We start from the raw sequence: 24,322 nt of genomic DNA on the forward strand, positions 1-24,322 counted from the left end.
CTCCTCCCGCCCGCAGCACCGCGGGCGGAGAGTGCCGCATGTCCTTCGCCCGGCTCGCCCTGCTGTCACTGGCCCTCGCGATGCCCGGCACTGCCTGGGCGAAATGCGAGGTCGCGCAGCTCGCCGACCTCAAGGTGACGATGGTCGGCGAGAAGCCGATGGTCGACGCGCAGGTCAATGGCCAGCCGGTGCGCTTCGTCGCCGACAGCGGTGCCTTCTTCAGCAGCATCTCGCCGGGCAACGCCAGGCAATTGGGCCTGTCGCTGTCGCTGCTGCCACCCGGCTATCAGATCCGCGGCGTCGGCGGCAGCGCACAGGCCGAGCTGGCACGGGTCAGGACGCTGACGCTCGCCGGTATCCCGCTGCACGATGTCCCCTTCATCGTCGGCGGCAGCGAAGTGGGGCCGGGCACCGGACTGCTCGGCCAGAACGTGCTCGGCATCGGCGATGTCGAATATGACCTCGGCCATGGTGCGATCCGGCTGCTGCGTCCCAAGGGCTGCGCGCACGTCGATTTCGCATATTGGGCGGGCGGACGGCCGGTATCGGAGCTGGCGATCCTGCCGCGCGACGTCCACCAGCCGCATACGATCGCTACCGTGCTACTCAACGGCGCCAAGATCCGCGCGGTCTTCGACACCGGAGCCGGAAGCACGATCCTGTCGCTGGCCGCCGCGGCACGCGCCGGCATCACGCCGACCAGCCCCGGGGTCGTCGCCGCGGGCTATAGCCACGGCATCGGCCGCCACGTCGTACAGACCTGGCTCGCGCCGTTCGATGCGCTCACCATCGGCGGGGAGCAGATCCACCGCACCAAGCTGCGCATCGGCGATATCGGCCTCGATGCCGACATGCTGATCGGGGCCGATTTCTTCCTGTCGCACCGCATCTACGTCGCCAATGCCGACCATCGCATGTTCTTCACCTACGATGGCGGGCCGGTGTTCAACGTCACTCCCGCGCGCGCGGTCGATCAGAATGGCGCCGTGCTTGCGTTGCCCGCGACGACGCTCGATCCCAAGGACGATGCCGGTCTGGCGCAGCGCGCCATGGTGTTCGCCGCGCGCCACCAATATTCCCAGGCCGACGCCGACCTTACCGAGGCGATCCGGCTCGCGCCGCAGCAGGGCCATTATTACTACCAGCGCGCCACCGTACGGCTGATGGAGCGGCAGACCGGCGCGGCGCACGACGATCTCGACAAGGCGCTGGCGCTCACCCCGGACGATGCCGAGGCGCACGTGCTGCGCGCGCGGATGCGGCTGGCGGCGCACGACCGCCCCGCCGCGACCGAGGATATCGAGGCGGCGGATCGCGCCGCCCCCGCAGCGTCGGACCTGCGGCTGGCGCTCGGCGCGCTCTATGGCGACATCGACCGGTTCGATAGCGCCGTCGCGCAGTTCGACGGCTGGCTCCACGTCCATCCCGACGACAGTCGCAAGCCGGTCGCGCTCAACGATCGCGCCTGGGTGCGCGCGCTTGCCGGTCGCGATCTTGCTGCGGCGCTCTCGGATGCCGACAGCGCAATCCGCCAGCGCCGCGACAATCCGCGCTTTTTCGACACGCGCGGGCTGATCCGGCTGCGGATGGGCGATTACGCCAAAGCGGTCGAGGATTATGCGGCGAGCCTCGCGCTGGCGCCGCGCGACGCCTGGTCGCTCTATGGCCGCGGTCTCGCCGAACGCCATCTCGGCCAGACGAATGCGGCCGACACCGACCGCGCCGCGGCGCTAAAGATCGCCCCGCATCTCAACGAACGCTTCCGGCTGCTCGGCATCAATTGAAAAGGGGCCCGCCGGAACGTCCGGCAGGCCTCTTTCAGGTCTGGTTGTAGGCTTAGAAGTTGATCGTCGTGCCGATCGCGATGTTGCGGCCCAGCGAGTCGTAACGCTGGGGGATGGTGTTGCTGCGTGCCAGGCTGATATTGTACGAATCCGGCACGATCGGCGGGCTCTTGTCGAGCAGGTTGTTGGCGATCAGGCGCAGCGCGAACTGCTTGGCGATCGCGAAGTTGAGCGCCAGGTCGAAATAGTTCTGCGGCGCGACGCGATAGTAATTGGTCAGCGCCCGCTCCGGGGTGCCGCCGATCGCCGGATCGCCCGAATTGTTGGCGTTGGTCAGCGAGCCGACATAGCGCCAGTTGAACGAGGCGCTGAACTTCTTGTCCATCGTCGTATAGGTGGTGCGCAGGCCATGGCTCCACTTGGGGATCAGCTGGCCGCAGCCGTTGCCGTAATAGCCCGCGCAATTGCGCTCGGGCTGCACCGGCGAATCCTGGCCGCCGGCGAAGGTGGTCAGCGAGCCGTTGAAGCCGAAGTCGAGACGGCCGATCGTGTCGAGGTCGAGCGCATATTGCGCCTGGAAGTCCCAGCCCTGCGCGATCGAGGTGTAATAGTTCGTCGTGCCTTGGCGGATATAGCCGGTGGTCGCGTTCGTCCCGTTGGCGAAGAGCGTGCCGGTGGTCGGGTTGCGGACGATGCCCTGACAGAAGAACTGGTCGCCGCCCGAGCGCAGGCAGCCATCGGTGTAATAGCTATAGTCGTTGTAGCCGAGGGAGTTGTCGATCTTGATCCGGTAACGGTCGACCGAGAAGACCAGCCCCTTGATGAAGCGCGGCTTGACCACCAGGCCGTAGGTCTGGGTGTAGGCGGTCTCCGGATCGGCGGTGAAGCCGCCCGAGCGCACCGAACAGGCGGCCGTGCCGTTCGGCGTGGTGCCGTTGCTGCACAACAGCGTCTGGCTGCCATACAGCGCGTCCGACAGGCCGGTCGCGCGGCACACTTCGCGCGAGGCGATCGGCGCGCCATAGGTCACGCCATTGGCGCCGGTGGTGACGGTGGGTGCGCAGAAGTCGTTGAACGTGCCCGAACCGCCGCCTGCGAACTCGATGTTGCTCGCCTGACGGATCTCGACGACGGTCGGCGCGCGCTGCGCCTTGTTGAACGAGGCGCGGAAGGTCAGGTCGCGGACCGGGGCGTAGACGCCCTCGACCTTCCAGGTGTTGAAGGTGCTCGGGTTGCTGCTGTACTTGGAGACGCGATAGCCGCCGTTGAGCTGGACCAGTTCGGCGAACGGCTTGTGCTCGACCAGCGGCGCCTGCACCTCGATATTGGCTTCCCAGACGTCCTGGCTGAGATAGGTGTCATTGCCACCGAGCGCGCTGCGATAGGCGGCGTCGGCGCGCGACGACAGTGTGTCCTTGCGATATTCGGTGCCGAGCGCGATCGCCAGACCCTGTTCGGCGAACGGCGAGGTGATGCCGTATTTGCCGAGGTCGCCGGTCATATTGGCCTGGACGTCGTACAGCGTACCGGTGGTCACCGAGGTGCCGGTGCCGAACAGATAGTTGATCAGCGCAGGGTCGGTGTTGCCGGCGCTGAAGATGTCGAACGGCACGCAGCCCGCCGCGCCGCTCGCGCAGGTCGGTGCCGCCGCGGTGCCGCCGACGTTGACCGCATTCTGCAGATTGCCGGGGATGCCGAAGCTCGGGATGTAATCCTGATGGTTGCGCGCGTAGACGCCGCCCACGTCATAGGTCCAGGCATCGCCGACCTTGCCGCGGACACCGCCGGTCAGGCGGACGCCGGTGTTGACATAGGTATCCGGCCGGTCGCTGTTCTCGCCGAGGCGATAGGCGAGCGTGACGGGCACGCTGGTGGTACCGGCGCCGCAGCCGATCGTGGTCGCCTGCGTGCCCGACAGATACGGGTTGCTGCAATTGACGTTGACGGTGCCGCTCGCGATCGTCGGATAGTTGTTGTACGATTTGTCGCGGAACCAGATCCCCGACGCATAGAGTTCGGCCTCGGGGGCGAGTTCGAGCGTGGCGAAGCCGCCGGCGTTCACCCGCTCGGACGGCCGCTGATAGGCATAGCCGCTGAAATAGTTCGACGCGTTGCCGGGGCCTGCGGCGAACGGCACGAAATTGCGCGAGCCGTCGGGATTGTTGACGAACTGTCCGCCGGCGTTGGCGCCCGCCTGCGGCGTGATCAGACCGCTGGTCGAGCTGCTCGGGGTCAGGCCGCACGACAGCGGACCGTTGAGCTGCAGCTGGGTGATGTAGCAGCCCGCGTTCGACCGCGAGGTGAGGGGGACCTCGTCGGTCTTGCGATAATTGACGAAGCCGCTGAGGTGGAGCTTGCCGTCGAGCAGCTTGGTGCCGGCGGTCAGCGTCACGTCGGCACGGCCGCCGTCGTTGGTCAGGCCGCGCGGGCTGCCGAAACCGGCGGCACGGGCGAGCGGCGAGACGATCGTGTCCTTGTTGTTGTGATTGTAGAAATTGTAATTGGCGTCGAGCTGGACGCCCTCGAAGTCCTTGCGCAGGACGAAGTTGACGACGCCGGCGACCGCGTCCGAACCATAGACCGACGAGGCACCGCCGGTGAGCACGTCGACGCGCTCGAGCAGCGACGGCGGGATGATGCCGACGTCCTGGCCGTTCTGCGTGCCGAGGCGCTTGCCGTCGATCAGCACCAGCGTCCGCTCGAAGCCGAGCGTGCGCAGCTTGATGCGCTGGCGACCGTCGGAATCGTTGTAGGTCTGCTGGCTGTCGGGTGCGACCTGCGGCAGGCGGTTGAGCACGTCCTCGACGTTGACCGGCGCCTGCGCGCGGATGTCCTGCTGCGTGACCGAGGTAATCGGCGCGGCCGAGGTGACGTTGGGGCGGTTGATGCGCGTGCCGGTGACGACGATCTCGCCCGAGCTGGGCGCATCACCCGACTGGCCGGCGATCGCCGCGGCGCGGGTGTCGGAGGCGACCTCGGCATCGGCGCCGGGCTGCGGATCGGCCTGCGCCGCCTGCGTGACGGCATCGGGCGAGGCCGGATTCGGGGTCGCGGCAGGCGCCTGTTGCGCCATCGCCGGGAGGGTCCAAAGCCCCATCGCACCGATCAATGCGATACGCGAAACCGAGTGAATCAACACGCCTCTCCCTCTCTTTTCGCCGCCTGGTAACGCTATCGATACTGTTCTGGCGGTCGGAACCAAATCAGGTCCTCACCAGACCGGGATAATACCAATTTCCTCCTAAAGTAAATACATCTTGATTTTGGAGGCACTTATCCCGGCAGGTGTGGCATGCGTGCCATAAGGGGCGCTGACGGGCAGGCGGTGACCGCTCCCATCGGCACCGCCGCGACCGGATGCCTCCGCGCCGCCCGGCATCGTCGACCGCCCGCACCGCTGCTGCCGGTAAGCAAGCCTCAACGGGTCATCGATTATGATGCGAAGGCATGACGGCAGCGCTCCCCTATTACTTTTTGCTGCTTCCCGGGCTGGGCGACGACGCGGGCCATCACGTCCGCACGTTGGTAGCGACGCTGGAGCGGTTCGGCAGCGTCCACCAGCTGCGCAGCGTGCCGGATCTCCGCATGGCGCCGCGGACTGCCGGGACCTTCGCCGCCTTGCTCGATCTGCTAGAACCCGCTCTGTCGGCGACGCCGACGGCGCAGCGCGTCGTGCTGGTCGGCTATTCGATCGGCGGGACGCTCGCCTTCGCGCTCGCCGACCGGCTGGCGCGCCGCGGCCGCGCGCCGCACCTGGTCATCATGATCGACAGCAGCGCGGTCTATCCACCCGCCGCACTGAGCCTCGCGCAGGATGTCAGGACCGAGCTGGCGCGGGGCCTGCGCTATATCGTCATCAACCTGCCGACGATGCTGGCGATCCGCGGCGGCCTGTTGCGCGTCGCCCGGGCGTACGTGCGGCTGGGGAATAAGATCAGCCCCAAGCATATCAACGGATCACGGATGCGCCTCCTCGTGCGTTATTGGGTGGATGCGATCACGGGAACGACCCTGCCCGATTATGGCGGGCGCGTGCTGCTGTACAAGGCGGCCAAGCACCGGCCGCGGATCACCGCGGCCGATCTCGGCTGGAGCCGGTTCGCCGCGAGCTTCGAAATGAGGCGGATGCCGGGCGATCACTGGACGATCCTCAAACAGCCCGAATTGTACGACGATCTTGCCGACCTGCTGCACGACCGACCCGCGAGCGGCGTTTAGTCGACCGGCTGGAGCGCCGCGGTCAGCAGCCGTTCGATCTTGCCGAGGCCGTCGTGGCCCAATTGGACGCTCGCCGTTCCGTCGGACGACTGCACCAGCCGGCGTTGCGCCAGCACCCGCAGCCAGCGCTGCACCGAGTCGACCGGCAGGCCGGTCGATCCGGCGACGTCCGCGACCGACGCCAGCCGCCCCTCGGCCTCGGCGAGATAGAGGTCGAGCAGGATGAGACCGGGGAAGTCGCCGAACAGCTCGCGGCCGAATTCCTCCATCTTGAGGCTGTAGAGGTGCTTGAGGCGCAGCGCCGCCTTCCACATGCGCAGCGGCGTGTCGCGCGGGGCCTCATCCTCGCGCCACGACAGCGTCGAGACCAGATGCCCCGCCGCATCGAAGCGCGAGACGAGCAGGTCGACCTCGACGGTGGTGCCGTCGGGGCGCCAATAGCGCTTGCGCAGCCGGGTCGGCGCCGCCTTGTCGACGAGGCTGCCGAGCATGTCGGCGCTCTTGTCGAGATCCTCGGCGACGGTGATCGAGCGATAGGAGGCGCCGATCAATTCGGCATGCGGCCGTTGCAGCAGGCGACAGAAATTGCTGTCCGCGACGAGTATCGTTCCCGCCGTGCTCGAGACACAATGCGCAACAGGCATTCCGAATCCTATGGTGCCGGCCCCCGTGCCGCGGCGGGTGCCAGAGTATCGTGGTAAAGCAGCATCTTAGTCCATAACCGATTATTCTTCGCGGCGATATGGGCTTGGGCACGCGACGCACCCGAACGGTGCCGGCGTTCGTTCCAGCGGCCGGTGCCTGTCGCACCTTCGCGCCCAGCAAAGGACATGCCGCATGACGGACCTCACGCTCCACGATCTGTCGAAGAAGATGGCCAAGCTCGATTTCGCGATGATGGCCACCCGCTCGGCGGCCGGCGTCATCACCGCACGGCCGATGAGCAACAACGGCGACGTCGACTATCGCGGCGAAAGCTATTTCTTCTCCTATCAGGATTCGCGCAAGATCGCCGACCTCAGCGACGATCCGCACACGACGCTCAGTTACACCGGCGCGGCCGGGATGCTCGGCGGGCCGCCGCTGTTCGTCACCGTCGAGGGCCGCGCCGCGCTGATCGAGGACCGTCAGGCATTCGCCGACCATTGGACCAAGGATCTCGACCGCTACTTCCCCGACGGCATCGACACGCCCGGCATCGTGATGATCCGCGTCGACGCCGCGCGCATCCGCTATTGGGACGGCAGCGACGAGGGCGAGATAACGCCCTGACGCGGCCCGGCGGCCTCACGCCACCTGACTGAACTCCGCATCCTCGGCATCCGGGCCGCCGCTGGTCAGATCGAGCGCGAAGCCACGGACGCGCGCCTGCTGGTCGAGCACCGATCCCGGCCGGGGTTTGCTCAGGGTCGCCACTTTGGTGCCCTTGACGGCGAGGCGGCGTGGCGTGGCGGCGACCACCGCCTTGCGCGCGACCCTGGCCTTGGTCAGGCCGGTATCGTCGAAGCGGAAGAAGGCGATCGTCTGCTGCAACTCCTCCGCCTGGTCGGCGAGCGTCTCCGACGTCGCCGAGATCTGTGCCGAGGCCGCCGCATTCTGCTGCGTCACCTCGTCGAGCTGCTGGATCGCCAGATTGACCTGATTTGCGCCAAGGTCCTGTTCGCGGCAGGCGGCGCTGATCTCGGCGACCAGCTCGGCGGTGCGGCGGATGTCGGGCACCAATCGGGTCAGCATGTCGCCCGCCTGGGTGGCGGCGACGACGGTATCGGAGGAGACCGAACCGATCTCCGCCGCGGCGGCCTGGCTGCGCTCGGCGAGCTTGCGGACCTCGGCAGCGACGACCGCGAAGCCCTTGCCGTGGTCGCCGGCGCGCGCCGCCTCGACCGCGGCGTTGAGCGCGAGCAGGTCGGTCTGGCGGGCGATCTCCTGGACGATGCCGATCTTCTCGGCGATCGTGCGCATCGCCTGCATCGCGCGATCGACCGCGACGCCGCTGTCCTCGGCATCCCGCGCCGACTGGCGCGCGATCTTCTCGGTCTGCGCGGCATTGTCGGCATTCTGTTTGATGTTGGCCGCCATCTGCTCCATCGATGCCGACGCCTGTTCGGCCGCCGCGGCCTGTTCGGTCGCGCCCTGGCTCATCTGCTCGGACGAGGCGGACAATTGCATGCTGCCCGCCGCGACCTTGTGCGCCGCCTCGCCGATGCTGTGCACCACGGAACGCAGGCGGCCCGACATGGTGTTGACGGTGGCGACCAGATCGCTGATCTCGTCGTTGCCGGTGACGCGCACCTCGCTTTGCAGATCGCCGGCCGCAACCGTCTCGATCGCCTGCCCGGTGGTGCGCAATCCCTGCGCGACCATCCGCGACAGCCAGAAGCAGCCGACGAACCCGATCAGCAACGCCAGCCCGGCGGTGACGAACAAGGCCCGCCGCGCCGAATTGCAGAGCGCGTGCGTCTCGCTGTTCGCCTCGACCATCTGCGTACGCGCCTGATCGACGATCTGGTCGGCGATGGCGACCAGCGCATTGACCAGCAGGCGCGACTGATTGACCGACAGCGCGCCTGCCTCGGCATTTCGGTTGGCGAGCGCGAGCGTGCGGACCTGATCGTGGACCGGCAGGAATTCGGCCCATTTCGCCTGCGCCTGCTGCCATAGCGGTCGTTCCTTGTCGGTCGCGCCGGCAAGGCCACTCGCGAGCAGCTTCTGCGCCTCGTTGCGCGTCGTCATCAGGTCGGCATCGAGCTGCCGCATCTGCGTCACATCGTCGATCAGCGCCAGATTCTTCTCCTGGCGGACGACGATATTGGCTTTGATGACGAACGATTGGGCGATCTCCAGCCGTCTGGCCGGGCCGTGGACGAGATCGTCGACCGCGCGGTCGAGCGCATCCATCCGGCTGATGCCGATCCAGACCACGCCGACCAGCAGCAGCATCAGGACGGCGAAGGTCATCGCCATCTTCACCTTGATCGTCGCGCGCATGTTCGTTCCCCAGCCGTAACAATATAGGACATTGTAGGCTGGGAAACGCATCACCCCATGCGGCCGAACTCCACATCCTCGGCATCGGGGCCGCCGGTGGCGAGGTCGAGGGTGAAGCCGCGCAGGCGCGACGACGGGTCGATGCGCGTGCCGGCGCGCGGCGCCAGCAGCCGCGCCGCCTTGGTGCCCTTGATCGCGGGACGCTTCACCGGCACCGGCGCCGGCCGATGCGCGACGGTGCGGGCGGGACGCACCGCATCCTCGGGCAGGCGGAAGAAGGCGATGCTATGCTGCAATTCCTCCGCCTGGTCGGCGAGCACGCCCGCGGTCGAGGAGATCTGCTCGGAGGCGGAGGCGTTCTGCTGCGTCACCTGATCGAGCTGCTGGATCGCCTGGTTGATCTGCGAGGCGCCGATATCCTGTTCGCGGCAGGCGGCGCTGATCTCGGCGACCAGCTCGGCGGTGCGGCGGATTTCGGGCACCAGCCGGGTGAGCATCTCGCCCGCCTCGGTCGCCGCACCGACGGTGTCCGACGACATCGCGCTGATCTCCGCCGCGGCGGTCTGGCTGCGCTCCGCCAGCTTGCGCACCTCCGCCGCCACCACCGCAAAGCCCTTGCCGTGGTCGCCGGCGCGTGCCGCCTCGACCGCGGCGTTGAGCGCGAGCAGGTCGGTCTGGCGGGCGATCTCCTGGACGAAGACGATCTTCTCGGCGATCGTCCGCATCGCCCGGACGGCGCGATCGACCGCGACACCGCTGCGCTCCGCCTCGGTCGACGACTGGCGCGCGATCTTTTCGGTCTGCGCGGCATTGTCGGCGGTCTGTTTGATGTTGGCCGCCATCTGTTCCATCGATGCCGAGGCTTCCTCGGCCGCCGCGGCCTGTTCGGTCGCGCCTTGGCTCATCTGCTCGGCGCTCGACGAGAGCTGCTGGCTGCCGCTGGCGACCTGGTCGGCCGCGCCCGAGACGTTGCCGGCGAAGCTGACGAGCGACTCGACCAGCGTGTTGATCGCGTCCTTCATCCGCTGGTGATCGCCGTCGCAGTCGATCGCGACGCGTTCGAGCAGCGAGCCGGTGCTGACCAGATCGAGCACGCGATTGCCCTCGCCGATCGGCAGCAGGATCGCGTCGAGCATGCCGTTGACGCCCTGGATCAGCCCGGCGAAATCGCCCCTGAAGCGCGCCGCGTCGCCGCGCTCGCGCAGCTGACCGGCTGTCGAGGCGACGATCAGCCGCTGGATCTCGGCGATGATCGCACGCAAATTGGTGCGCAGCAGTTCGATCGTGTCGTTGATGAACGCCTTCTTGCCGGGAAAGGCGTCGAGCGGCGCATCGAAATGGCCCTGGCCGAATTGCTCGATACAGGCCATCGCCTGCTTCTTCACCGCGATATGGCCGGCGACCATCGTGTTGATCCCCGCCGCCATCGTCGCGAAATCGCCGCGGAAGGCGTCGACGGGTACGAACACGTCAATGTCGCCCTTGTCGTGCTCGGCCGACATCCGGTTCATCTCGGCGATCAGCCCCTTGAGATTGCCGCGCAGCCGCTCGATCGTGTCGTTGAGGAACGCCTTCTTGCCCGGGAAGGCGTCGAGCGGCGCCTCGAAATCGCCGTCGCCGAACGCGGCGACACAGGCCATCGTCTTCTTCTTCGCGGCGATATGGCTGGCGACCATGTAATTGACGTCCTGCGCGGCGACGCGCAGGTCGCCGACGAACTGCGCGGCGGGCAGCACGACGTCGATGTCGCCGCGCTCATGCTCGGCGGACATGGTCGCGACCGCATCCTTGAAGGCGCCGACCGGCGCGGTCGCCGCGTCGAGCATCGCGTTGATCTCGTTCAGCAACTCGCGGACCTCGCCGCTGCCTGCCGCGACGTCGCCGCGCTCGGTCAGGCGGCCTTCGGCGAAGGCGCCGCGCAGGCGACGCACTTCCGCGACCGCGGTCTGGATATGAGCCGAATCCTTCAACGAGAGATAGGGTCGCATGACCAATTGCCTTTGATACGGAGGGAAACGTCGAACAACAGACCGGCATGATGCGTCGCGGGCCGCCGCTGGTGAGGCGGCCACCGTGCGCTGCCGGCAACGAGAACAGCCTCGCCGGGTCATGGCGGGGCAAGCATGTCAGGCGGCGCCGAAGACAGGCAAACCGCAGGTTATTGCGTCACATTATCATGACGCCATATTCGAACACGTGAAACGCGAAACAAAGAAACAGGAAAACGCTGGATCACGCATATGTCCGATATGGATTTAAGATCGAGTTAATGGGCCCGGCCGGCGATCGATCCTTTTCATCCGTATTATTCATGCAACACACGTTCGCCGATACGTTATGGTCGGCGCATGACGATGACGACGACACGCCGTACGCTCCTGATCGGCGTAACGCCGGAGCCATCACCAGCGGCGCCGGGGCCGTAACCCGCGGCGATGCGGGGACAAGACGGGTGACGATCGCCGCGCCGGGAGATTAAGAGGGCGGCATGCCCGATACACCGACGCTTCCCCGCCGCGGTCGCCGCTGGACGCCGGCGCGGTTCCGCGCGCTGCTGCGGTCGCGCGGGCCGACCTCGGTGCGCTTCCGCCAGCGGATCGCGGTCATCACCGGCGCGGTCGCGATCGGCATCGTCGCGGTGCTGTTCGCCGAAGCCGCCGACGCGACCGCTTTGTTGTTCGACCGATACGTGCGGCGGCTGCCGTGGCTGCCGCTGCTGACCACGCCGCTGGGGTTCGTGGCGCTGGTCTGGCTGACCCGCCGCTACGTGCCGCTGGCGCGCGGATCGGGCATCCCGCAGGTGATGGCGGCGCGCGCCGACCCCGCCGCGGCGACCGGCAATCTGATCGCGGTGAAGACGGTGGCGGGCAAGGCGCTGCTGACGATGGGCGCGATCCTGTGCGGCGGCAGCGTCGGGCGCGAGGGGCCGACGGTGCAGATCGCCGCGGCGGTGATGGGGGTCAGCCACCGGCTGATGCGCGTGACGATGAAGGGCACGGTGGTGATCGCGGGCGGCGCCGCGGGTGTCGCCGCGGCGTTCAACACGCCGCTCGCCGGCGTGCTGTTCGCGATCGAGGAACTGGCCGCCGCCTATGAGCAGCGGATGACGCTGATGGTGCTGTCGTCGATCGTCATCGCCGGCATGGTCGCGCAGAGCCTGACCGGCAATTACGTCTATTTCGGCGAGATCGGCGCGCATATGTCGCTGACCGCGGCATTGGTCGTGGTGCCGGTGGCGGGCCTCGCCGGCGGACTGGCGGGCGGATTGTTCGCGCGCGCGATGCTGGCGCTGGCGCGCGGCGGCAGCCGGCTGACGCGGTGGAGCAAGGCGCACCCCTTGCTGTTCGCCGGCCTGTGCGGGCTGGTCGTCGCCGGACTGGGCGTCGCCACCGGCATGACCTGGGGCACCGGTTACGGCGCCGCGCGCGGGATGATCGGCGGGGTCGATGCACCCTTGTGGTTCGGCCCGGCCAAGTTCGTCGCGACGCTGGCGACGGCGGTGGCGGGGCTGCCCGGCGGCATCTTCGCGCCGAGCCTCGCGGTCGGCGCGGGCGTCGGCAACCTGCTCCACGCGCTGTTCCCCGCCGATCCCACCGGCGCGGTGGTGATCCTGGGCATGGTCGCCTATTTCACCGGCGTGGTACGCGCGCCACTGACCGCGGTAATCATCCTGTCGGAGACGACCGCGAGCCGCGGACTGATGCTGCAGATGTTCGCCGCGGCCTTCCTCGCCGACTGGGCGAGCCAGGCGGTGTGCCGCGAGAAACTCTACCACGGCCTGTCGGCGACCTTTTCACCGCATCAGGCGCCTTAGTGTATTATATTAGTGGCACACTTATGGCGCGGCTGCTAGTATCGGCCTGCCAGTGCCTCTTTACCCTGTGCCTGGCGATCCTTTGATGGACTCCTCCGGCTGCCCCTCGTCCGGGGGCAGCCGGCCTTTTGCCGCGGCCCTGCAATAATGAGCTTTTTCCGCACGTTAACCTTTGCGGTCTAGCGTGGAGGCAAGGACACGCCGCACAGGAGGGAGAGCGATATGGAGGAGCTTCGGCCGATGCCGCCCGGCGCGACGCCGCTGGCGATCCCGCCCGAGCTGGCGGCGAGCGTCGCCCGCCATCAGGAGCATCTCTCCGCGCTGATCGCCAGTCTGCGCGCGGCGGGCGTCGACGAGGCTATGGTCGCCACCAGCGTCCGCACGTTGGTGGACAGCTATGCCGACGAACTCACCGCCGCGTTGCGCGAGATGCTGAGGGGGCAGTTGCATGGATGACGCCCGGCTGCACGACGAGGATGCGCGCGTCGCCGCACTGCGCCGGCTCGACGTGCTCGACAGCGCGGCGGAGTCGCCGTTCGAGAAGATCGTGACGCTGATCCGTACCGTGCTGGCGGTGCCGATCGCGACGGTGACGCTGGTCGATCGTGACCGGCAATGGTTCAAGGCGGAACGCGGCATGAACTGCCGGCAGACACCGCGCGCGATCTCCTTCTGCACCCACACGATCCAGCAGCGCGAGCCGCTGATCATCGCCGATGCGCAGGCCGATCCGCGCTTCGCCGCCAGCCCTTTGGTCGCCGGGCCGCCCCATGTCCGCAGCTATGCCGGCATCCCGCTGCGTACCCCCGAGGGCTATAACGTCGGCGCGCTGTGCGCGATGGACACCGTCGTCCGCCAGTTCACCGCGGCCGAGATCGCGATCCTCGGCAATTTCGCCAATATCGTCTCCGACGAGCTCGAGCTGCGGATGATCGCGCAAGTCGATCACCTCACCGGCGCGCTGACCCGCCGCGGCTTCGTCGAACAGGCGGAGCGCGAGATCGCGCGGTCGTGCCGCTACGGGCGGTCGAGCACGTTGGTGATGCTCGACCTCGACCATTTCAAGGCGGTCAACGACACTTATGGCCATCCGATCGGCGACCAGGTGCTGCAACGCGTCGCCGAGGTCGTCGGCGTGGCGCTGCGCCCGAGCGACGTGCTCGGCCGGCTGGGCGGCGAGGAATTCGCGCTGCTGCTCCCGGAGACCAACGGCGACGACGCGATGGTCGTCGCCGAGCGGCTGCGCGGTGCGATCGCCGATCACCCGATCGCGCTCACCGACGGCCGCATGCTGCCGGTCAGCGCGAGTTTCGGCGTCGCCGCGCTCGGCCCCGACATCGCATCCTTCCCGGCCTGGCTGCAGCGTGCCGATACGATGCTCTATGCCGCCAAGGCGGGCGGGCGCAATTGCGTGCGCCTCGCGCCGGCGTAGCTCACCCGCCGGCGTCGAACGCGAGGCTGGCACTGATCCCCGACAGAAGGGCAAGCGCAGGGTCCTGCGCCTCCTCGCGCTCACCGCGCTCGGCGACGATCTCGGCCCGCGCGTCCATCGCCACCGTGACGAGCGCGATCGCCTCGTCGACGCTGAGCACGGACCGGGCGACGAGGCCGTGGATCAGGCTTTCGACCAGCAGCAGCGCCGCTTCGCCATGCGCGTCGGCAGCCGGCGGTGCAGCCCTGTCGGGCGCAAGGTCGGGGGCGGGGTCGCGAGTGTCGTCGATCATGATGCGCGTCATCCGTTCCGGTCAGGCGCGAGCGTCTCATGCGTCTCGCAGCCGGCGGAGCCTGGGATATGGCCGACAAGGACATAGCTAGCAGGAATCGCGCCGGCTGCCTCATGCCTGCATCAATATTTGTATATAATTTCTGTATATAACTTTGAGCAATATTACATGCTGGGCTCCTGTGTGATGAAGCAGCATGACCAATCTCTTCGTCGAAAAATTACGCGGTTACTCGCCGCTCGACGAAGAGGACGTCGCCGGCCTGCTCGCGCTCACCGCCCGCCCGCGACTCGTCAAGACGCGGCACGACCTGATCCGCGAGGGCGATCGGCCCGGTCCGGTGTTCGTGATCATGGAAGGCTGGGCGTGCCGCTACAAGGTGCTGCCGAGCGGCACGCGGCAGGTGCTGGCGTTCCTGATGCCGGGCGATGCCTGCGATCTCCACATCGGCCTGCTCGCCGAAATGGATCACAGCATCCAGACGATCACGCCGGCGCAGGTGGTGACGATCGACCGCGTCGACATGGACCGGCTGATGGCGCAGCGGCCGGCGGTGGCACGCGCGATGTATATCGCGCAGCTCGTCGACGAAGGCACGATGCGCGCCTGGATCACCAGCATGGGCCGCCGCACCAGCATCGAGCGCGTCGCGCATCTGATGTGCGAATTGTACCTGCGCGCGCGCGACATCGCGATTACCGGCGAACAGTCGCTGGCGCTGCCGCTGTCGCAGGTGCTGCTCGCCGATGCGCTCGGCATGACCAGCGTGCACATCAACCGCGTGCTCAAGGAGCTGCGCGTCGCCGGCGCGATGACGCTCAACCGCGGCAGCCTGGAGGTCAGCGATCCCGCCAAGCTGGTCCGCATCGCCGGCTTCGACGATGGCTATCTCCATCGCCGCAGCAGAACCGCCTGATCCGGGAAACCGGTCGAGGCGATGACGCCGCGACCTCGCCAGCCCCGTTCCGTTACCCCGAACTTGATCGAGACTCCTGCGAAACTCCACCAGTGCTCCTGCGAAAGCAGGAGCCCAGGAGTCCCCGAACACCATAAGATGTTGTTTTGCTTGGCTCTGGGCTCCTGCGTTCGCAGGAGCACTGCGCTGGTTTCCCGATGATCGGGACTTTCGTAGAGGCCTCGACCCGATCCGGGGTGACGCGGCTAGGCCGGTATCGCCTCGATCGTCGCGGTGTCGGCGGCCGGGATGCCGTTCTCGCGATGGCGGAAGTCGCTGAGCGCCTTGTAGACCTGCAGCCGCGCACGCATCACCCCGCCGAGCGGGCGATGCACCGCGAGGCTGTGCGCCGGGCGGAAGGTCATCACCTCGTCGAAATACTGGACGCGCTCGGGACCATAAGCGGCCTGACGCGGCAGCCGGATCGTCGCGACGGTGACATAGGCGCTGTCCTCGACCGGCCATTCCACCGACGTATCCTCGATCGGCTGCGTCTCGGCATTCGCCCACAGCTGCGCGCGCAGTTCGAACACCGCGTCGTGCACGTCGAAATAGTCGACCGCGGCGTGGCGGAAGCCGTCCTCGTCGGCATGCGGGTCGAGCTGCCAATCGTCGAGCGCCCGCTGCTCGGGCGCGACGGGGAAGGCGCCGAGCTTGGCGACGTAATCGCCGAAGCGGATCGGGCATTGGCTGAAATAATAATCGTCGAGCGGGTGGCTGAACGGATGGCCGTAGAAATCGAGCGTCGGGCTCGGCCCGCCGGTGACCGCGTTGAGCACCTTGTTGATGTTGCGCGCGAGCGACGAGGCGACGCTCTTCACGCCCTCGGGCAGCGGCGTCGCCGCGCCGATCTTGCCGGCCTGCGACAGGAAGCCCGCGGCGGTGCCGGCGGGGAAGGTGGTGCCGCTTGCCAGCACGAAATCCTGCGTCGGCGCGTCATGGCCGGGCAGTTTCTCGCCCTCGACGCCGAACACCTTGATCGCCATGCCGCGATGCGTCGAGACGCGGTCGCCGAGCCGCTCGCCCGGCCCCTGCGCGAAGCGCACCGCGACCTGGAACGTGCCGCCGCGCGCGAACAGGCCTTGCGCCAGTTCGGGCGGCAGGTCGTCGGCGACGGTGAGTTCGCCGATCACGCAGGCGGTGCTCTTGGCGTGGCTGGCGCGGACGGCATGGCCCTCGCGCTGTTCGACCGTCTGGCTCTCCTTGGTCATGCCGGCGATGATGCCGTCGATCGTCTTCTGTTCGTCGGGCTCGGGCGTCTCGATCCCGGGGGCGTAGCGCAGATAGGTCATGATTGCCTCCGGATCACTTGACGGGCGGGAAGGAGAACAGCTCGGTCTTGATCGACGCGGGCGCGCCCGGCGTGAACCAGTTGGTGTCCTGGATATGGCTGGCGGTGACGTACATCGTGCCGTCGCGCCCTTCTGAGAAGGTGTCGGGCCAGCGCAGCCGGCGGTCGGTCAGCACCGTCTCGACGGTCGACCCGTTGAGCCGCTTGATCGCATAATCGGTCGGCGAGGTGAGATAGAGCACGCCCGCCTGGCTCATCCACAGGCCGTCGGCGACATGCGTCTGCGCGACGGTGGTCACCGCGGCCGCGCGGTCGGCCTCGCTGACCCCGGGGCGCAATTTGGCGGTGTCGATCGCGTAGAGCGTCTTGCCGGTCAGCGCCTGGTAATACAGCGTCTTGCCGTCCTTGGAGATGGCGATGCCGTCCGACGCGAACGCCGGCTGGCGGCCGTCGGGACGGACCAGCGGCTTGCCGTCGATCGCCACCTTGACCGTCTTGTCGATCTGCGTCGAGGCGTGGCCGTCGAGCGCGCGGAAGCTCTTGCCGCTCTCCAGATCGACGACGATGATCGCGCCGCGCGTGCCGGAATCGGTGATGTAGCCGGTCTTGCCGTCGGGCGAGAAGCGGATGTCGTTGAGATAGGTGCCCTGCAGCGCGACGTCGCCGGGGACCGCGATCACCTTGGTGACGCGGTTGCCGGCGAGGTCGATGCGGACGAGCTTGGGCGCGCCCTCAAGGATTTTCTCATTGCCCGGCGCGCCGGGGTCGAGCACCCAGAGGTTGCCGTGGCCGTCGGGAACGATCGATTGCACGCAGACGAAATAATCGCCGACCGGCAGTTCGTTGGCGCGCGCGTTGCGCCAGCTGTTCCACTTGGCGTCGGGATAGGGACGCAGCGAGCCGTCCTTCATCACCTCGGCGACCGAAATCGGCGCATCGTCGGTCCAACGCGGGAAGTTGACGAAGCGGCGGCCGTCGGCGGTCACCGCGACGCCGGTCGCCTGATGGTCGAATTGCGCGACCTGGGTCAGGCGGCTGTCGCGCCCCTGCGCCTGGGCGACGCCGACGGCCGCCGCGGCGACGAGGCCGATCGCGGCGATACCGGCGGCAAAGGGGGCGACTTTCTTCATGGGCAAACTCCGGTCGATACTATCGGTGAGCGCAGCGGGATCGCCGGCGAACAGGTTGAGCAGGTGGCGCGCGACCGCATCGGGGTTCTCGCGCTGCGGGAAATGGCCGACGCCGGCGAGATGGACCTTCGCGAACGGGCCGGTGAATTTGGCGGGAACGTCCCGCGACGCGCTCGGCGGATTGATCCCGTCGGCGTCGCCCTGGATGTACATCGCGGGCAGCGACAGCGTGCGCGTCGCCTTGACCTTGTCCTCGAGCCACTGGCTGCGCGGATCGGGCTCGGCCTCGTCCCAGCGCGCGCGATAGCTGTGCAGCGTCACGTCGACCCAGTCGGGATTGTCGAACGACCGCGCGACGCGCGCGAAGGTCGCCTCGTCGAACCAGCCGGGCGGTGACCAATTGACCCAATGGATGTGCGCGAAGCCTTTGCGGTCGTCGCGCACCGCCTGCGCGCCGCGCGCGGTCGCCATGAACCAGTGATACCATTGCCGCTGCGCCTGTTCGAACGGCGGGGTCGGCATGCCGCCGAGCCGCGGCGGGGTCGACAGCATCGCCAGCCGCACGATCCGCTCGGGCCAGCCGACCGCGAGCGCCTCGGCGGTGTTCGATCCCCAATCGTGGCCGGCGACCATGAAGCGCGCGATGCCGAGCGCGTCCATCAGCGCGATGGCGTCGATCGCCAGCATCGCGCTGTTGCCGGTGCGCGGTGCCGCGGCATCGGCGAAGCGGGTGGCGCCGAAGCCGCGCAGGGTCGGCACGATCACCCGGAATCCCGCCTCGGCCAGCACCGGCGCCACCGCGTCCCAGGTAGATGCATCGTCGGGCCAGCCATGTATCAGCAAGATCGCGGGCGCATCGCGTTCGCCCAATTCGCGATAATCGATGATCAGATCATCACGGGCGACCGTCGGCATGGCGTTCTTTCTGTTACGTCACCGTCGACAACCGTCGATCAACTCGCGCGTTCCGATTTTAATCTGAATCAATAAAACATATTGGCCGGGAACGACGGGCCAAGGCTGCCGTTCTGGCCGCTACACCCGGCATCGGCGTACGGCCGGTTCGCCCCCGGCAGGAAAGGCCGCATCATGGCTCGGCAACGCTATCGTCCCCCGCACGACTTCGGCCTCGGTGGGGTCGCGATCGGCAACGAATTCCAGTTCGCCACCGACGACCAGGCCGAGGCGACGCTGGCCGCCGCCTGGGATGCCGGCGTGCGCTATTTCGACGTGTCGCCCTGGTACGGGCTCGGCCTCGCCGAGCGGCGCTTCGGCCGCTTCCTCGCGCGCAAGCCACGCGACGAGTTCGTCCTCTCGTCCAAGGTCGGCAAATTGCTGCGCGCCAGCCGCGACCATCAGGCGAAACGCTATTTCCCGTTCACCAATTCACCCAATACGCCGCATTTCGATTACAGCGCCGATGGCGTGCTGCGCTCGATCGACGACAGTCTGCAACGGCTCGGGCTCGACCGGCTCGACATCGTCTTCGTCCACGACCTGTCGCCCGACAACGATTTCCTGCCCGACGATTGGGAGACATTGTGGACCGTCGCGGAGCGGGGCGCCTTCCCGGCGCTGACCCGGCTGCGCGAGGAGGGCGTGATCGACGGCTGGGGGATGGGCGTGAACTGCCCGCAGCCGATCCTGCGCTGCCTCGAGGTCGCCGACAGCGACGTGCATCTGCTCGCCAGCCAATATTCGCTGGTCGATCACGCCAATGCGGTCGAGCAGGTGCTGCCCGCGGCGCGCGCGGCGGGGGTGAGCTTCGTCGTCGGTTCGGCGCTCAACGCCGGCTTCCTGGGCGGCGAACCGCGCTACAATTACGGCGCCGACAATATGGTGATTGCCGCCGACAAACGCGACAAGCTCGCGACGCTGCGCGCGGTCGCGGGACGGCACGGCGTCGATTTGGTCGCCGCGGCGCTGCAGTTCAGCCTGGCGCCCGACGTCGCCGCGGCACTGATCGTCGGCACCGCCAGCCCGGCGCATATCCTCGCCGACCATGCCGCGTTGCGGGCGAAGATCCCTGCCGGCTTCTGGGACGAATTGCGCGCGACCGGCGTGCTCCATCCGGATGCGGCGGTCCCGCCGGCATGATACCGATCCCGGGCGAACACGGCCCCCGTCGTGTTCGCCCGGGATCGGCCGCACCTCAATGGACCGCGACGCCCTCGTCGACGAGCCCGAAACTTTCCTCCAGCGTGGCGATCGACATGCTCAGGTGAGCCGCCGGCAAAGCCAGCCCCATCCGATCCATGATCATCAGGGCACGTTCCATCAGGGACAAAGCATCGAAACTGTCGGTCATCGTTCGTATCCATTGGCCCGGGTTAGGGCTGAGCGGCGCCTACGCAACATAAGCGCCGCCCACCAACGAACTTAGCCAATGATTGTAAGTGATTGCGTGACGAACCGATGATAGCTTCGTCATGATTAACGTCATCGTAAGCATGTAAACGCCAAACAACTTGCAGAGGCAAGAGCTTTCGCCGTCCTGATGTGGCAAGATCATCGTCAGATCCCGCTTATGCTCTCCATCCGACCATGACGATTATCAGAAACAGTCCCTTCTGCACGCCGTGGCATTGACCGGCCGGCATACGGTCCATATACGAATCGTATAGCCGAAAGGGACGAAGAAATGGGTATCGTCAAGATCGACGACGCACTGCACGCACAAGCGCGCCGCGCCAGCACGACGATGTGCCGCTCGATCAACGCGCAAGCCGAATTCTGGATGAAGATCGGCATGCTCGCCGAGGCCAATCCGACGCTGTCGTTCAACGATATCGTCGCCACGCAGCTGTCGGTCCGCGCGGCGGCAGCCGCCTGATGGTCAAGACTCCCGACGAACTGGCGCTGATGCGCATTGCCGGCCGGCTGCTCGCCTCGGTCTTCGAGATGCTCGACGCGCAGGATCTCGCCGGCATGTCGACCTTGCAGATCAACGACATGGTCGAACGCTTCATCACCGTCGACCTCGCCGCGCGGCCGGCGAGCAAGGGCCAATACGGCTTTCGCTTCGTGCTCAACTGCTCGATCAACCAGGTCGTCTGCCACGGCGTCCCCGACGCCGACGAGATCGTCCGCGACGGCGATATCATCAACCTCGACATCACGCTGGAGAAGAACGGCTTCATCGCCGATTCCAGCAAGACCTATCTGGTCGGCGACGCCCCCGCCGCGGCGAAGCGGCTGGTCCGCGTCGCGCAGGAGGCGATGTGGGCGGGGATCCGCCAGGTCCGCCCCGGCGCGCATGTCGGCGACATCGGCTTCGCGATCGAGCGCCACGCCCGCCAGAACGGCTATTCGGTGGTGCGCGAGTTCTGCGGCCACGGCATCGGCCGCGACATGCACGAGGAGCCGCAGGTGCTCAATTTCGGCCGGCGCGGCGCGGGCGTACGGCTGCGCGAGGGCATGACCTTCACGATCGAGCCGATGGTCAACCAGGGCAGCCGCAGGGTCTCGACCCGCGACGACGGCTGGACGGTGGTGACCGACGACGGCAAGCTCTCCGCGCAATTCGAGCACACCGTCGCGGTCACCCACGACGGCGTCGAGGTCCTGACCCTGCGCCGCGACGAGACGCAGGCGGGGTAGGGGACGGTGCCGGGCTGCCCGGTCGGCGTACCTGCGCTCGATCCGCCCCGACCCGTCAGCTCAGACCTGGTCCTTCAGGTCGAGGATCGGATGCCAGGTACACGACGTCGACGTGAGTTCGACGGCGCTCGAGCAGATTCGCCCGGCTTCCGCTATGTTCGCCAGCGTCGCTGTACGCCCCGGCTCGAGGATCACGATCTTGCGCCGGCCCGCGCTTTCCAGCGCGAAGTGGCAATTGCCGGTGCTGCTTGTCACGCAGCGGACTTGCAGAAGATGGCGATTGCCATCGTAATCGGTCGCCGTGGCGAGCTTCGTACCGGGATGATAGGCAAACGACAGCCTGAGATCCGGCCGCGGCAATGCCGCTGCCGTCAAAGCGACCGCGCCGAATATGGTCGCAACCACCAATGATCGCCGGATCGAAATCATAAGCCCCCCATTCCAGTCGAAAGAGTGATCGGACTCGACCGGTTTGTCGAGCGTGATGACCGCATCGCGCAGCCGCCATTCAGGTGGTGCGGTCTATCGCCGCGGGATCAGGATTTGATGGAGCGAATGATGACCGTGCTGATCACCGCTTTGGCCTTGGCCGCGACCGGCGCGGGCGCACAGATGCCGGCGCGCGACTATCCGAGCTGTGACCTGCGCGCGCAGCATACGCTCGTCGGCGCGCCCGGTGGATCGAGCGGGGACCGGGGGCAGGCGCATGTCGCGCTGCGCGCCAACATCCTGCAGGCCGACATCGGCAACGCCCGCAAGGCACGCCGGCTGACCCAGCCGCAGGCCGATATGCTGTGGCAACGCGTGGAGCGCGTGCGTCACGGCAGCGACGGCTTCACGCGACAACAGGGCTTCCTCAGCGCAGGCGAACGAGCCTCCTACGATCGCGCGCTGGACGCCGTCGCCACCCGCCTCTGCCGGCGGTGATCCGGCGCGGCCGCGCTCAGCCGCGGGCGAAGATCGTCGCGGCGCCCGAGGCGACCGACGCGAGCCGGGCGACCGCGGCGTCGTAAGCGGCGGGCATCTGCGTCATCGCCGCCATCGCACGATCGATGTCGTTGAGACTGCCCCGCGCGGCATCGTGATCGTCCGCGCCATGCTGCCGCTCGGCGCGGCGCAGGATCGCGCGCACCTCATTGGCGAGCGCACGCGCGTCATTGGCGAAGGCGGCGTCGTCGGCGCCATCGTCCGGATGCGCCGCAGCGCCGCGCCGGCCGGCCTCGCTCCGCGTCCGGGTCGCGGTGCCCGCGGCGGGGGTCACCTGCGCTTCGCTGCGGGCGGCGTTGCCGGTCGCGCCGGCGGGGTCCTGCGGCACGTCCTCGGCCGGCGCGGGGGTCGGCGTCAGATTGGCCCCGCCGACGATCGTGACCTCGGTGCCCTGTACCGCGAAGGCGGTGCCGCCGGCCCCGACATATTCCTGCACCGCTTCGGCCAGTTCGCGCGCGATCTGCGCCGCGGCCTGGGCGAGCTTCTCGGCATCGGCGGCATGGAGCAGCTTGAGCAGGTGCAGCCGCGTCTTCAGTTCGGCGATCCTGGCGGCCGCGCGCGCCTTGCCGCCATCGCTGCCGCTGCGCCGTACCGCGTCCAGCGTCGCCAGCGCCTCGCTCGCGGCCTGCGCCGTGCCCTCGGCCGATCCGATTCCCAGGACCTCGGCCGCGGTTACCGGTGCGACGCGGTCATGCGGGATCGGGGCGATCGCCGTCAGCGTGGACCTGGCTAGCTTCATGGACCGTCACCCCATCGTCACCCGTCCATTATAGCGGGATCGCCGTGCCCGCGGAAACGCGCCGCCTCAGACCGTCCCGTAGACGTCGCGCCCACCCGCGGCCGCGCCTGCGGCGAGATTGGCGCGCGCCTGTTCGATCGAGGCGGTCGTCTCGTCGCCCTTGCCGACGACGATGCCGGCCGAGGCGGTGAGCGGCCCGATCACGTCGCCGCTGCCGCGCAGCTTCAACCGCCGCGCGTGGAACGCGTCGAGCGCCTCCTCCGCCAGCGCCCGCGCCATCGTCAGCGCGACGTCGCGCAGCACGACGATGAATTCATTGCCGCTCCACCGGATCAATTCCTCGTCCGGAAAGCTCTCGCGCAGCGTCGCCGCGAAGGCGCTGAGCACGTTGTTGCCGACCGAACGGCCATAACGCGCGTTGATCCCGACCAGCCCGTCGATCCCGAACAGGATCATCACATACGACCGTCCCGACAGCGCGACTTCGCGGAACAGCCGCTCCCCGCCGGCCTGGTCGAGCGCCGCGGTGAGCCCGTCGCGCTCGTGCCCGGTGACGCGCGGCGCGCCACCGGTGATCGCGTCGCGCAACCGGGCGAGCTCGCCACGCAGGTCGGCGAGTTCGCGCTCGGCCTGCGCCAGCCGCGCAACGATCGCATCCTGGTCGACCGGCACGCGGCCACCCGCCGCGCCGATATCCGCGCCGAGCGTGCGGGTGAGGTCGTGGGCGTCCGCGGCGAGCGATCCCAGCTCGTCCGCCTGCATCGCAACGTTGCGCTCGCGCCAAGTGACTTCCGGCGGCCCGTCGCGACAGTAGCGGTCGATCAGCATCGTCGCGGTATCCGCGGTCAGCCGCAGCCCGCCGTCGGTATGCTCGTCGATGTCGCGCGCCAGCGGCGAATGCGGATTGGCGACGTAGCGGCTGGCGAGATCCTGATAGGCCGGACTCGGGTCCAGCCGGTGCCGTTCGAGAAATGCCAGGGCCTCGCGGGCAAGGTCGAACGACGGCATCGTGACGGGTGCTTTCGATAGGACCGTTTTGGAGATAGGACAGCTGCCCTGACGCGAGATATCGTGCCCAGATGCGGCAGGCAA

Annotated in this window: 22 protein-coding genes; 11 read left to right on the forward strand and 11 right to left on the reverse strand. The window is 67.8% G+C overall.

Annotated features, from left to right (window positions below; translation table 11 throughout):
- The first annotated feature begins 38 nt into the window (after window positions 1–38).
- Window positions 39–1,784 (forward strand): aspartyl protease family protein, encoded by a 1,746-nt coding sequence (locus MC45_RS18115; protein WP_041394119.1) that lies wholly within the window; start codon window positions 39–41, stop codon window positions 1,782–1,784.
- Window positions 1,785–1,836: 52 nt separating this feature from the next.
- On the opposite strand, the gene MC45_RS18120 is transcribed toward MC45_RS18115, so the two are convergent.
- Window positions 1,837–4,881, reverse strand: coding sequence for a TonB-dependent receptor domain-containing protein (locus MC45_RS18120; protein ID WP_052075877.1), 3,045 nt, complete (start codon window positions 4,879–4,881; stop codon window positions 1,837–1,839).
- Between the two features lie 350 nt (window positions 4,882–5,231).
- Here MC45_RS18120 and MC45_RS18125 point away from each other — a divergent pair, with 350 nt between their 5' ends.
- Window positions 5,232–6,002, forward strand: coding sequence for a thioesterase domain-containing protein (locus tag MC45_RS18125; RefSeq protein WP_041394121.1), 771 nt, complete (start codon window positions 5,232–5,234; stop codon window positions 6,000–6,002).
- Here MC45_RS18125 and MC45_RS18130 read toward each other — a convergent pair.
- Window positions 5,999–6,646, reverse strand: a complete 648-nt coding sequence (locus MC45_RS18130) for a PAS domain-containing protein (protein ID WP_041394123.1) — start codon at window positions 6,644–6,646, stop codon at window positions 5,999–6,001. The genes MC45_RS18125 and MC45_RS18130 overlap by 4 nt on opposite strands.
- Window positions 6,647–6,839: 193 nt before the next feature.
- Between MC45_RS18130 and MC45_RS18135 the strand changes: the two genes are divergently transcribed.
- On the forward strand, window positions 6,840–7,274 hold the full coding sequence (locus tag MC45_RS18135; protein WP_041394125.1) for a pyridoxamine 5'-phosphate oxidase family protein: 435 nt from the start codon (window positions 6,840–6,842) through the stop codon (window positions 7,272–7,274).
- Window positions 7,275–7,289: 15 nt separating this feature from the next.
- Here the strand turns inward: MC45_RS18135 and MC45_RS18140 are convergent, their stop codons facing one another.
- Both MC45_RS18140 and MC45_RS18145 read right to left on the reverse strand, forming a co-directional pair.
- Window positions 7,290–8,990: a methyl-accepting chemotaxis protein gene (locus MC45_RS18140; RefSeq protein ID WP_041394126.1), complete on the reverse strand. Its 1,701-nt coding sequence runs from the start codon at window positions 8,988–8,990 to the stop codon at window positions 7,290–7,292.
- A gap of 50 nt (window positions 8,991–9,040) precedes the next feature.
- A complete protein-coding gene (locus MC45_RS18145; protein WP_052075872.1) occupies window positions 9,041–10,978 on the reverse strand; it encodes a methyl-accepting chemotaxis protein in 1,938 nt (645 codons plus the stop codon).
- Window positions 10,979–11,478: 500 nt separating this feature from the next.
- On the opposite strand from MC45_RS18145, the gene MC45_RS18150 reads away from it, so the two are divergent.
- From MC45_RS18150 to MC45_RS18160, 3 genes are all read left to right on the forward strand, one after another.
- The gene (locus tag MC45_RS18150; RefSeq protein WP_041394128.1) at window positions 11,479–12,804 is read left to right on the forward strand and encodes a chloride channel protein; all 1,326 of its coding nucleotides are present in this window, start codon (window positions 11,479–11,481) and stop codon (window positions 12,802–12,804) included.
- A 222-nt stretch (window positions 12,805–13,026) separates the two neighbouring features.
- On the forward strand, window positions 13,027–13,260 hold the full coding sequence (locus MC45_RS18155; protein ID WP_137897745.1) for a hypothetical protein: 234 nt from the start codon (window positions 13,027–13,029) through the stop codon (window positions 13,258–13,260).
- Entirely contained in the window at window positions 13,253–14,236 is a 984-nt protein-coding gene (locus MC45_RS18160; protein WP_041394132.1) for a GGDEF domain-containing protein, read from the forward strand. The genes MC45_RS18155 and MC45_RS18160 overlap by 8 nt, the downstream gene beginning before the upstream one ends.
- A 1-nt stretch (window position 14,237) precedes the next feature.
- Here the strand turns inward: MC45_RS18160 and MC45_RS18165 are convergent, their stop codons facing one another.
- Entirely contained in the window at window positions 14,238–14,528 is a 291-nt protein-coding gene (locus MC45_RS18165) for a hypothetical protein (RefSeq protein ID WP_156143942.1), read from the reverse strand.
- A gap of 196 nt (window positions 14,529–14,724) precedes the next feature.
- Here MC45_RS18165 and MC45_RS18170 point away from each other — a divergent pair, with 196 nt between their 5' ends.
- The gene (locus MC45_RS18170; protein ID WP_041394135.1) at window positions 14,725–15,444 is read left to right on the forward strand and encodes a Crp/Fnr family transcriptional regulator; all 720 of its coding nucleotides are present in this window, start codon (window positions 14,725–14,727) and stop codon (window positions 15,442–15,444) included.
- 245 nt (window positions 15,445–15,689) lie between these two features.
- Here MC45_RS18170 and MC45_RS18175 read toward each other — a convergent pair whose 3' ends face one another.
- Both MC45_RS18175 and MC45_RS18180 read right to left on the reverse strand, forming a co-directional pair.
- Window positions 15,690–16,775, reverse strand: coding sequence for a catalase family protein (locus tag MC45_RS18175; RefSeq protein WP_041394137.1), 1,086 nt, complete (start codon window positions 16,773–16,775; stop codon window positions 15,690–15,692).
- Window positions 16,776–16,788: 13 nt separating this feature from the next.
- Window positions 16,789–18,819 carry an alpha/beta fold hydrolase gene (locus tag MC45_RS18180; protein ID WP_041394139.1) on the reverse strand — a complete coding sequence of 677 codons (2,031 nt, stop codon included), beginning with the start codon at window positions 18,817–18,819 and terminating at the stop codon, window positions 16,789–16,791.
- Window positions 18,820–18,993: 174 nt separating this feature from the next.
- On the opposite strand from MC45_RS18180, the gene MC45_RS18185 reads away from it, so the two are divergent.
- Window positions 18,994–20,001 carry an aldo/keto reductase gene (locus tag MC45_RS18185; RefSeq protein WP_041394140.1) on the forward strand — a complete coding sequence of 336 codons (1,008 nt, stop codon included), beginning with the start codon at window positions 18,994–18,996 and terminating at the stop codon, window positions 19,999–20,001.
- A gap of 55 nt (window positions 20,002–20,056) precedes the next feature.
- Here the strand turns inward: MC45_RS18185 and MC45_RS19445 are convergent, their stop codons facing one another.
- Window positions 20,057–20,212 carry a hypothetical protein gene (locus MC45_RS19445; RefSeq protein WP_156143943.1) on the reverse strand — a complete coding sequence of 52 codons (156 nt, stop codon included), beginning with the start codon at window positions 20,210–20,212 and terminating at the stop codon, window positions 20,057–20,059.
- Between the two features lie 333 nt (window positions 20,213–20,545).
- Between MC45_RS19445 and MC45_RS18190 the strand changes: the two genes are divergently transcribed.
- Both MC45_RS18190 and map read left to right on the forward strand, forming a co-directional pair.
- Window positions 20,546–20,737 (forward strand): ParD-like family protein, encoded by a 192-nt coding sequence (locus MC45_RS18190; RefSeq protein WP_041394142.1) that lies wholly within the window; start codon window positions 20,546–20,548, stop codon window positions 20,735–20,737.
- Window positions 20,737–21,504 carry a type I methionyl aminopeptidase gene (gene map / locus MC45_RS18195; RefSeq protein WP_041394143.1) on the forward strand — a complete coding sequence of 256 codons (768 nt, stop codon included), beginning with the start codon at window positions 20,737–20,739 and terminating at the stop codon, window positions 21,502–21,504. Before MC45_RS18190 ends, map begins: the two co-directional genes overlap by 1 nt.
- 60 nt (window positions 21,505–21,564) lie before the next feature.
- Here the strand turns inward: map and MC45_RS18200 are convergent, their stop codons facing one another.
- Window positions 21,565–21,933 (reverse strand): hypothetical protein, encoded by a 369-nt coding sequence (locus tag MC45_RS18200; protein WP_041394145.1) that lies wholly within the window; start codon window positions 21,931–21,933, stop codon window positions 21,565–21,567.
- A 24-nt stretch (window positions 21,934–21,957) separates the two neighbouring features.
- Between MC45_RS18200 and MC45_RS18205 the strand changes: the two genes are divergently transcribed.
- Window positions 21,958–22,431: a hypothetical protein gene (locus MC45_RS18205; protein ID WP_156143944.1), complete on the forward strand. Its 474-nt coding sequence runs from the start codon at window positions 21,958–21,960 to the stop codon at window positions 22,429–22,431.
- A gap of 16 nt (window positions 22,432–22,447) precedes the next feature.
- Here the strand turns inward: MC45_RS18205 and MC45_RS18210 are convergent, their stop codons facing one another.
- Both MC45_RS18210 and MC45_RS18215 read right to left on the reverse strand, forming a co-directional pair.
- Window positions 22,448–23,230 (reverse strand): hypothetical protein, encoded by a 783-nt coding sequence (locus MC45_RS18210; protein ID WP_041394148.1) that lies wholly within the window; start codon window positions 23,228–23,230, stop codon window positions 22,448–22,450.
- Window positions 23,231–23,296: 66 nt separating this feature from the next.
- Window positions 23,297–24,238 carry a diguanylate cyclase domain-containing protein gene (locus MC45_RS18215; RefSeq protein WP_041394150.1) on the reverse strand — a complete coding sequence of 314 codons (942 nt, stop codon included), beginning with the start codon at window positions 24,236–24,238 and terminating at the stop codon, window positions 23,297–23,299.
- Between the last annotated feature and the right edge of the window lie 84 nt (window positions 24,239–24,322).

The sequence above is a fragment of the Sphingomonas taxi genome, assembly GCF_000764535.1.
GTDB lineage: Bacteria > Pseudomonadota > Alphaproteobacteria > Sphingomonadales > Sphingomonadaceae > Sphingomonas > Sphingomonas taxi.